The organism is Actinotalea sp., from assembly GCF_041597215.1.
Taxonomy (GTDB): Bacteria; Actinomycetota; Actinomycetes; order Actinomycetales; family Cellulomonadaceae; genus Actinotalea.
This window is the reverse complement of sequence record NZ_JBFHHB010000134.1, coordinates 1-8,689: the sequence shown is the minus strand read 5'-3', so window position 1 is coordinate 8,689 and position 8,689 is coordinate 1. Positions and strand designations below refer to the sequence as shown.

Annotated in this window: 7 protein-coding genes; 3 read left to right on the top strand and 4 right to left on the bottom strand. The window is 73.3% G+C overall.

Translation table 11 applies throughout. From position 1 onward, the window contains the following. Window positions 1-41: 41 nt before the first annotated feature. The 4 genes from ABWK99_RS10410 to ABWK99_RS10395 all read right to left on the bottom strand — a co-directional run bounded on the left by ABWK99_RS10410 (window position 42) and on the right by ABWK99_RS10395 (window position 3,878). Window positions 42-890 (bottom strand): DsbA family protein, encoded by an 849-nt coding sequence (locus ABWK99_RS10410; protein WP_372594636.1) that lies wholly within the window; start codon window positions 888-890, stop codon window positions 42-44. A gap of 15 nt (window positions 891-905) precedes the next feature. Further along, on the bottom strand, window positions 906-1,454 hold the full coding sequence (locus ABWK99_RS10405) for a MauE/DoxX family redox-associated membrane protein (RefSeq protein ID WP_372594635.1): 549 nt from the start codon (window positions 1,452-1,454) through the stop codon (window positions 906-908). Window positions 1,455-1,502: 48 nt separating this feature from the next. Continuing rightward, window positions 1,503-2,015: a hypothetical protein gene (locus ABWK99_RS10400; protein WP_372594634.1), complete on the bottom strand. Its 513-nt coding sequence runs from the start codon at window positions 2,013-2,015 to the stop codon at window positions 1,503-1,505. Between the two features lie 78 nt (window positions 2,016-2,093). Further along, complete coding sequence (locus tag ABWK99_RS10395) at window positions 2,094-3,878, bottom strand: serine/threonine-protein kinase (protein ID WP_372594633.1); 1,785 nt, start codon at window positions 3,876-3,878, stop codon at window positions 2,094-2,096. Between the two features lie 99 nt (window positions 3,879-3,977). On the opposite strand from ABWK99_RS10395, the gene ABWK99_RS10390 reads away from it, so the two are divergent. From ABWK99_RS10390 to ABWK99_RS10380, 3 genes are all read left to right on the top strand, one after another. Then, window positions 3,978-6,185, top strand: a complete 2,208-nt coding sequence (locus tag ABWK99_RS10390; RefSeq protein WP_372594632.1) for a bifunctional alpha,alpha-trehalose-phosphate synthase (UDP-forming)/trehalose-phosphatase — start codon at window positions 3,978-3,980, stop codon at window positions 6,183-6,185. A 235-nt stretch (window positions 6,186-6,420) separates the two neighbouring features. Beyond that, window positions 6,421-7,548 (top strand): ABC transporter ATP-binding protein, encoded by a 1,128-nt coding sequence (locus ABWK99_RS10385; protein ID WP_372594631.1) that lies wholly within the window; start codon window positions 6,421-6,423, stop codon window positions 7,546-7,548. A 76-nt stretch (window positions 7,549-7,624) separates the two neighbouring features. Further along, the coding region (locus tag ABWK99_RS10380; RefSeq protein WP_372594630.1) for a DUF4032 domain-containing protein at window positions 7,625-8,689 on the top strand (1,065 nt) is incomplete at its 3' end.

Here is an 8,689-nt window from a genome sequence, read left to right as displayed (position 1 = left end):
GCCCCCGGGCTCGTGGCCGGGGGCGCCGCCGTCCGCGGAGATCAGCCCTGCGCAGCCGCGATCGCGGCCTTGAGCGTCTCGGGGTCGAAGTAGTTCGTCGTGCTCGGGTCGAGCTTGACCCCGTCGATCAGGACGGTCGGGGTGGCGAGGCTCCCCAGGTCCTGCGAGGCGAGGTCGGTGGCCTGGGTCGCCCACCAGGTGAAGGTGCCGTCGGCGAGGCCGTCGGCCACCTCCTGCGGGACGCCCACCCCGGTCGCGATCGCGGCGATCTCCTCGTCGGAGAGCCCTGCCGTGTTCTCCGCCGGCTGCTGGGCCATCATCGCCTCGACGAAGGCCGTGTAGTGCTCGGGAGAGCCCTCCGCGACCGCCCACGCGGCCGCGGCCGAGCGGGTCGAGAAGCCGGTGCCCGCCGAGAACCGGTCCAGGATCGAGACGGGGTGCGAGTCGAGCAGGATCTCCCCGGAGGCGGCGAGCTCGTCGAGCGTCGGGCCGACGGCCGTCTCGAACTGGCCGCAGTAGGGGCACATGAAGTCGAAGTAGACGCTGACGACGGGCGTGTCACCCGAGTTGACGGGCCAGGCCGTCGTCGAGCCGTCGTCGCCGGTGGTGTCCTGGTCGGCCGGGGGGATGACCACACCGGACTCGTCGAACACCACGCCACCGCGGGCGCTGGAGACCTCGGGGGTCACCTGGGCGCCGGCAGAGGTCTTGCCCTGGTTGAGGATGACGGCGACGAGCACGCCGACGACGACGAGCCCGGCCACCAGGGCCGCGATGGCGATCGTGCGCTGACGTGCCTGGGCCTTCGCCTGCTTCTCCCGCAGGGCGGCTGCCGCGGCGCGGGCCTCCTCGCGGCGGTCGTTCTTGGTGGGACGGTCAGAGGGGGACATGAGGGTCCTTCCGGTTCAGGCCTGCGCGCTCGGCGCGACGAGGCCGAGGGAGGTGTCGAGCGAGTATCGGGTTCGGGGCCACCGGGCGAGCACGAGAGCTCCGGCGAGGATCGCCAGGTCTCGGGCGATCTCCAGCGGGTACTGCGTGTTGGCGGGGTCCGTCGGGCCGCCGCCGCCGAAGCAGCCGCAGTCGATGGAGAGCCCGCGGGCCCATGCCGCCACGATGCCGACGACGAAGCCGGCCATCAGCAGCGCGCTGAGCAGTGCGGCGTACCGCGTGAGCAGTCCGCCGAGGAGCAGCAGCCCCAGGGCGACCTCCAGCACGGGAAGCCCGTAGCCCACCGGCTTGGCGAGCACCTCCGGGAGGATCTCGAAGGCACGGACCGCTCGCACGCTGGCGGGCAGGTCGCCGACCTTCGCCCCGCCCGCCCAGAGCAGGATGACGGCGAGAGCCAACCGCAGGACGGTCGAGACCCAGGGCTGGGCCGCGGGCCAGCGGCCGCGCGGAGGGTCGGTGGCAGAGACGGGATCGCCCCGTCGGGCATCGGTCGAGGGTTCGGTCATGCGGCTCTCCAGGGTTCGGCAGGACGGCGCGCCGGGCGCGCGGGAACGTCAGGCGAACCGGAGCGGGGGACCCCGTCGCAACGGGACCCGGACGTCGACCGGTCCCGGGGCGCGGACGGTGCGGACCAGGGCGAGGAGCCGGACCGGACGGACGAGGGTCGTGGCAGGTGCGGGGCGAGTGCGGAACGGCCCGCCGAGCAGCCGCAGGACGGCGCCGACGAGCAGTCGCGCGTGGCGGGCGAGGCCGAGCCCCGCTGCCATCGCGACCAGGTGGGCGACGAGCACCGGGACGGCGACAAGGACGACGATCGCGAGGGCCTGACCGCCGTCGGGACCCACCGCGAGCGTCCCGGTCGGGCAGTTCGCGTCCGGCCGCAGCAACGCGAGGCGAAGGCCGAGCCAGCCCGCCGTACCGTCGCTGACGCACTGGTGCACGAGCAGCGAGCCGCTGCGGACCAGGACGGGGACCACCGACACCGCGAGCGTGAGCACGGCGGCGAGACCGAGGACCCGCAACGCGAACGGCGCAGCGGGCGCTGCACGTCCCGGGCGCCGTCTCATGGGGACCAGCGTACGGGCCGCCACCCCCGGAGTCACAGGTCGGCGATCACGGACTGCGCCGGACGGTGGACGGCCGGCTCACAGGCTCGGCGGCCCGGTCAGCGGCCACCAGTCGATCGGCGTCCCCTGGAGCACGACGGCGGTGAGCACCGCCGCGACGGCCAGCCCGAGGAAGACCAGCACGGCGGCACCGGCCGGGCCGGGCGCGATCGACCCGAGGACCCAGCGGGCGCCCCGACGGGTCCGTGCCGACGCCGGCCCGAACCACACGGTGCTCACCGCGACCAGGACCGTCACGGCGAGCAGCGCAGAGGTCAGCCACGGCGCGTTGGAGCCGAGCTCGCCTGCCTCGCCCGCCGCCGCCGGGACCAGCACGAGACGATCGGACCCCAGGACCCACCAGCCGACGCCGCCGACCAGCAGCGCGGCGCTGGCGGCGACCAGCGCGGCAGGGAACACCCCGATCACCCCGCGGACGAGGTACCAGGGCCAGAGCAGGACCGCGCGGGCGGTGTCGGTGCGCCGCTGCCCCCGACGTGCCCGGCGGGTGAGGTGGGCGTCGACGTCCAGGCCGACGCTCCGGGCGACGACGGCGAGGACCACCACCGCGAGCAGCGCGTAGCCGGGCCACAGGGTCCCGGCGGCGAGCGCGGCGGCGCCGAGCGCCAGGACGGTCCCGCGACGGGGTGCCGGGGCGGGCAGCTCCCCCGGGTCGTCCTGACCCTCGTCCTGCGGCGGGTAGGGCTCCGCGAACTGCGGCGGGTAGGGGTCCGCGTACTGCTGCGGGGAGGGCTGCCCCCGCTCGGCCTCCCCCGGCGGGACGGCCTCGGGCCGCACGACCTGTGTCACGGCCGTCCACTCCGGCCCAGGCGGGTACGGCGCGCCTCCTGGCGGGGCGGGCGGCCCCGGCGGTGGCGGTGGTGGGGCCCCCGCCACACTCCCGGAACCGATCCCTCCCGCGACGCCGAGCACGCGGGTCCCCCCGGCTCCCAGCACCTGGGTCGGGCCGGTGGAGTCGTCCAGGTCCTCCGCACGATCGTCGACCGGGCCGTCCTCGGCGATCCGCCGCACGGCGGAGACGACGTCGCGCGGAGCGGTCCTGTCGGCCGCCTCGGGCGCGAGCGCCCCGCCGAGGACCTCGGCGAGCCTCGGTTCGAGACCCGCGAGGTCGGGCCGACCGCTGCTGACCCGGGCCAGCACCGCGGCGAGGGGCCGCACGCCGAAGGGTGGCCGACCGGTCGCAGCGAAGGCGAGCACGGCCGCCCAGCCCCACCAGTCGTCCCTCCGCCCGGGCTCGGCCCCGGCGAGGAGCTCGGGGCTCAGGTAACCAGGGGTCCCCGCGACCTGACCCGCCGTGGTGAACCTCCCGTCCTCGACCACCTGCGCGATGCCGAAGTCGATGAGCACCGGCCCGTCGGCCGTGACCATCACGTTGCCCGGCGTGAGGTCGCGGTGCAGGACGCCCGCCGCGTGCACCGCGTCGAGCGCATCGGCGAGGGACTCGGCGAGGTCCGCCAGCTCGTCGGTCCTGGTACCACCGAGAGGCCCGTCGATCGCGACGCTCGACGCGAGGTCCGTCCCCTCGACGAGCTCGGTGACGACGAAGGCCTCCGAGGAGTCCAGCTCGGCGTCCAGCACGCGGGCGACGCCGCGGTGCCGGACCTTCTGCAGGGCCGCGACCTCGCGGGCGAGGCGGTCCCGTGCGGCCCCGTCGGCCAGGTGCGGGTGCAGGAGCTTGAGCGCGACGCCGACGCCGTCGGCGTCCACCGCACGGTAGACGGCACCCATCCCGCCCTGGCCCAGGGGGGCGAGGACGCGGTACCCGCCGAGCTCGGTGCCCGGTGCCAGTCCCATCCGCTCCATGCCGGGCACGCTACCCGCGCACGGCTCGCCCGACGCCGTGGCGCGCGCGTGCTGCGGCGCACCCGATAGCCTCGGGCTGCTACCACTGGAGGAGCCACCGTGACCTATCCGCTCGTCGTCGTCGCCAACCGCCTTCCTGTGGACCTCACGGTCGCCGAGGACGGCTCGACGTCGTGGCGCCGGTCGCCAGGCGGCCTCGTGAGCGCCCTCGAACCCGTGATGCAGGCCACGCACGGGGCGTGGGTCGGCTGGTCCGGTTCGGCAGGGGACGCACCGGAGCCCTTCGACGCCGACGGCAAGCACCTCGTGCCGGTCCCGCTCTCGCAGGAGGAGATCGCGGACTACTACGAGGGCTTCTCCAACGACACGCTCTGGCCGCTGAGCCACGACGTGATCAGCGCCCCCGAGTACCACCGGCACTGGTGGGAGGCGTACCGGCGCGTCAACGCCCGGTTCGCCGAGTACGCGGCCTCGCAGGCGGACGAGGGCGGGACGGTCTGGGTGCACGACTACCAGCTCCAGCTGGTCCCCGCCCTGCTCCGCGCCCTGCGCCCCGATCTGCGGATCGGGTACTTCCACCACATCCCCTTCCCCCCGCTCGAGCTCTTCGCCCAGCTCCCCTGGCGACGTCAGGTGGTCGAGGGGCTGCTCGGCGCCGACGTCATCGGTTTCCAGCGCGCAGGTGACGCCGGGAACTTCATCCGGGTCGTGCGCAGGTGGACGGACGTCTCCACGCGCGGCCAGGTCCTGACGATCCCGGCCGGAGCCGACGGGACGAAGGAGCGCCATGTGCGCGCCGCCGCCTTCCCGATCTCGATCGACTCCGCGAAGTTCGACACCCTGGCCCGCACCCCGGAGATCCGCGAACGGGCCGCGCAGATCCGCCGCGACCTCGGCTCGCCCGAGGTGCTGCTGCTGGGCGTCGACCGCCTCGACTACTCCAAGGGCATCCGGCACCGGATCAAGGCGTTCGGCGAGCTCCTGGAGGACGGTCGCCTGACCGTCCCCGGCACCACGCTCGTCCAGGTCGCGAGCCCGAGCCGCGAGAACGTGACCGCCTACCAGCACCTGCGCGACGAGGTGGAGGTGCTGGTCGCGCGGATCAACGGCGAGCACGGCGCGATCGGCTCTCCCGCCATCCACTACCTGCACCACTCCTACCCCCCGGAGGAGATGGCGGCGCTGTACCTGGCGGCCGACGTCATGCTCGTCACCTCGCTGCGCGACGGGATGAACCTCGTGGCCAAGGAGTTCATCGCGACCTGCGTGAACGACAGGGGTGCGCTCGTCCTGAGCGAGTTCACCGGCGCGGCCGACGAGCTGAGCGGGGCCCTGCTGGTCAACCCCCACGACATCGACGGGCTGAAGGACGTCATCGCCCACGCAGCGACGATGAGCCCTCGGGAGACGCGTACGAGGATGCGCCGCCTGCGCAGGCGCGTCCTGAGCGACGACGTCGGCCGCTGGTCCTCGCGGTTCCTCGAGGCCCTCGACGACCCGCAGAGTCATGCCCGCCGCGACCGTCGCCTCACCGCGCGGCTCGACGCAGAGCTCCAGCGCCTCGCCGACGGTGTCCAGGCCGGGGGCACGGCGCTCATCGCCCTCGACTTCGACGGTGTCCTCGCGCCCCTCGTCGACAACCCGGCCGACAGCCGCACCACGCCCGACTCGGTGCGTGCGCTCGACCGTCTGGGGCGGGTCCCGGGAGTCCGCCTGGCTCTCGTCTCCGGCCGCGGGCTCAACGACCTGCTCGCGCGGACCGAGGTTCCCGACGGCACGATCCTCATCGGCAGCCACGGCGCCGAGCGCGGGATCTGGGACGGCGGCTTCCAGCGGGACGAGCACCTGCTCTCCCCGGAGGCCGAGGCCCTGCACGCCGAGCTGTCCGCCGCGCTCGACCAGGCCGTCGCCGGGACCTCCGCGCGCGTCGAGCACAAGCCGACCACGATCGTCCTGCACACCCGCCAGGCCACCCCGGCGGACACCGAGCGCCTCGTCGCGCACGCCGTCCGCCTCGGCGACCGTGAGGGCGTCGACACGATGCAGGGCAAGGACGTCGTCGAGCTCTCCGTCTCGACGGCCACGAAGGGCGAGGCGCTGGCGGACCTGCGCACGCAGGTCGGCGCCGGCTACCTGCTCTACGCCGGTGACGACGTCACGGACGAGCGGGCCTTCGCGACCCTCGGGGAGGACGACGTGACCATCCGGGTGGGTCCCGGCGCGACGTCGGCACGCTTCCGCGTCAAGGACACCGCACAGGTCTCCGCCTTCCTCTCCCGCCTCGCGGACCTGGTCGACGGAGGCTGACCGGAGCGGGAGCGCTCCGAGGCGGCGGCGGTCGTCGCGCCTCGCCCGGGCGTTCCGTCCGGTGCCCCGCCGAGATCCGCTCGGCGGATCCCGGCCACGATCCGGAGCTTTGTGGCAAGATGGCCCACGCGGTTCCTGGGCACCAGTCCACGGATCCGGGTGTCGATGCCGACACCACCTCCCATTCACAACGGATCGTCCGGCACGTACCTGCCGGTGAAGGGATTTACTCATCATGGCCACTGTCACCTTCGACAAGGCAACCCGCCTGTACCCCGGCACCGAGCGGCCCGCGGTCGACTCGCTCGACCTGCACGTGGAGGACGGCGAGTTCCTCGTCCTCGTCGGCCCCTCCGGCTGCGGCAAGTCGACCTCGCTGCGCATGCTCGCCGGCCTGGAGGACGTCAACGGCGGTCGCATCCTCATCGGGGACCGCGACGTCACCGACGTGCAGCCCAAGGACCGCGACATCGCGATGGTCTTCCAGAACTACGCGCTGTACCCGCACATGTCCGTCGCGGACAACATGGGCTTCGCGCTGAAGATCGCCGGCACCCCGAAGGCCGAGATCCGCTCGCGCGTCGAGGAGGCAGCCAAGATCCTCGACCTGACCGAGTACCTCGACCGCAAGCCGAAGGCCCTCTCCGGTGGCCAGCGTCAGCGTGTCGCGATGGGCCGCGCGATCGTGCGCCAGCCGCAGGTGTTCCTCATGGACGAGCCGCTGTCGAACCTGGACGCCAAGCTCCGCGTGCAGACCCGTACGCAGATCGCCTCGCTCCAGCGCCGGCTCGGCGTCACGACCGTCTACGTCACGCACGACCAGACCGAGGCCCTGACCATGGGTGACCGGATCTGCGTGCTCAAGGACGGCATCCTCCAGCAGGTCGGCACCCCGCGGGACATGTACGACACCCCGCAGAACGTGTTCGTCGCCGGCTTCATCGGCTCGCCCGCGATGAACATCGGGACCTTCCACGTCTCCGACGGTGCCGCGCACCTCGGCAAGACGGCGATCCCGCTGGAGCGCACGGTCATCTCCGCCCTGACGCCCGAGGACAAGGGCCGCATCACGCTCGGCTTCCGCCCGGAGTCGCTCGACGTCGTGAGCGAGTCCACGGTCGGTGCGTTCCCGATCTCCGTCGACCTCGTCGAGGAGCTCGGCTCGGACGCGTTCGTCTACGGCGGCATCTCCGGTGCGGGCGAGGACGCGAAGGAGATCCACTCCGGCGCGGGCGACGCGCAGGTCATCGTGCGCGTCGACCCGCGGACTCCCCCGCGCAAGGGTGACACGGTGTGGGTCGCGATCCGCCCGGGCGAGCGTCACACCTTCTCCGCGAGCTCCGGCCAGCGGATCACGGTCTGATCAGCAGCTGATCGATCTCGATCGAGGAGGGCGGGACGGCTCCGGCCGCCCCGCCCTCCGTCACGAAGGAGCACCAGTGCCGGACTCCCTGCAGATCACCGCGGCCGCCCCGGACCCGGCGCTCCTCGACCTCCCCTGGGACGTGCCGCTCGAGGAGTGGCCGGCCGAGGTCCTCGCCGCGCTCCCCCGCGGGATCTCGCGGCACGTCGTCCGCTTCGTCCGGCTCTCCGGCAAGGTGATCGCCGTCAAGGAGATCGGGGAGACCGTCGCCTACCGCGAGTACGAGCTGCTCCGCGCGCTGCGCCGGCTCGACGTCCCGAGCGTCGAGCCGCTCGGGGTCATCACCGGGCGCCGCGCACCGGACGGCTCCCGGCTCGAGGCCGTGCTCATCACGCGACACCTGCAGTTCTCCCTTCCGTACCGCGCCCTGTTCAGCCAGACCCTCCAGCCGGGGACGACCGAGCGGCTCATCGACGCCCTCGCCGTCCTCCTGGTGCGGCTGCACCTCTCGGGCTTCTACTGGGGCGACGTCTCCTTGTCGAACACGCTCTTCCGGCGCGACGCCGAGGCGTTCGCCGCGTACCTCGTCGACGCGGAGACGGGCGACCTGCACGCCAAGCTCACCGACGGTCAGCGCGGCTACGACCTCGAGATCGCCCGGGTCAACATCATCGGCGAGCTCATGGACCTCGAGGCAGGTGACCTCCTGGAGAGCGGGGTCGACACGGTGGCCGTCGGCGCCCGCCTCGTCGAGCGCTACGAGGAGCTCTGGGCCGCCCTCACGGGCGCCGAGTCCTTCGGGGCGGGCGACCGGTGGCGGGTCACGGCGCGCATGGAGCGTCTCAACGCCATGGGCTTCGACGTCGGCGAGCTCGACATCACGACGGACGTGGACGGCACGACGGTGCGCATCCAGCCCCGCGTCGTGGAGGCCGGGCACCACTCGCGCCGCCTCATGCGCCTGACCGGCCTCGACGTCGAGGAGAACCAGGCCCGCCGGCTCCTCAACGACCTCGACACCTATCGCGCGAGCATGGAGCGCCAGGGCGACGACGAGGAGTTCGTCGCGCACGACTGGCTCAACGAGGTCTTCGAGACGACCGTTCGCTCGGTGCCGCGCGAGATGCGCGGAAAGCTCGAG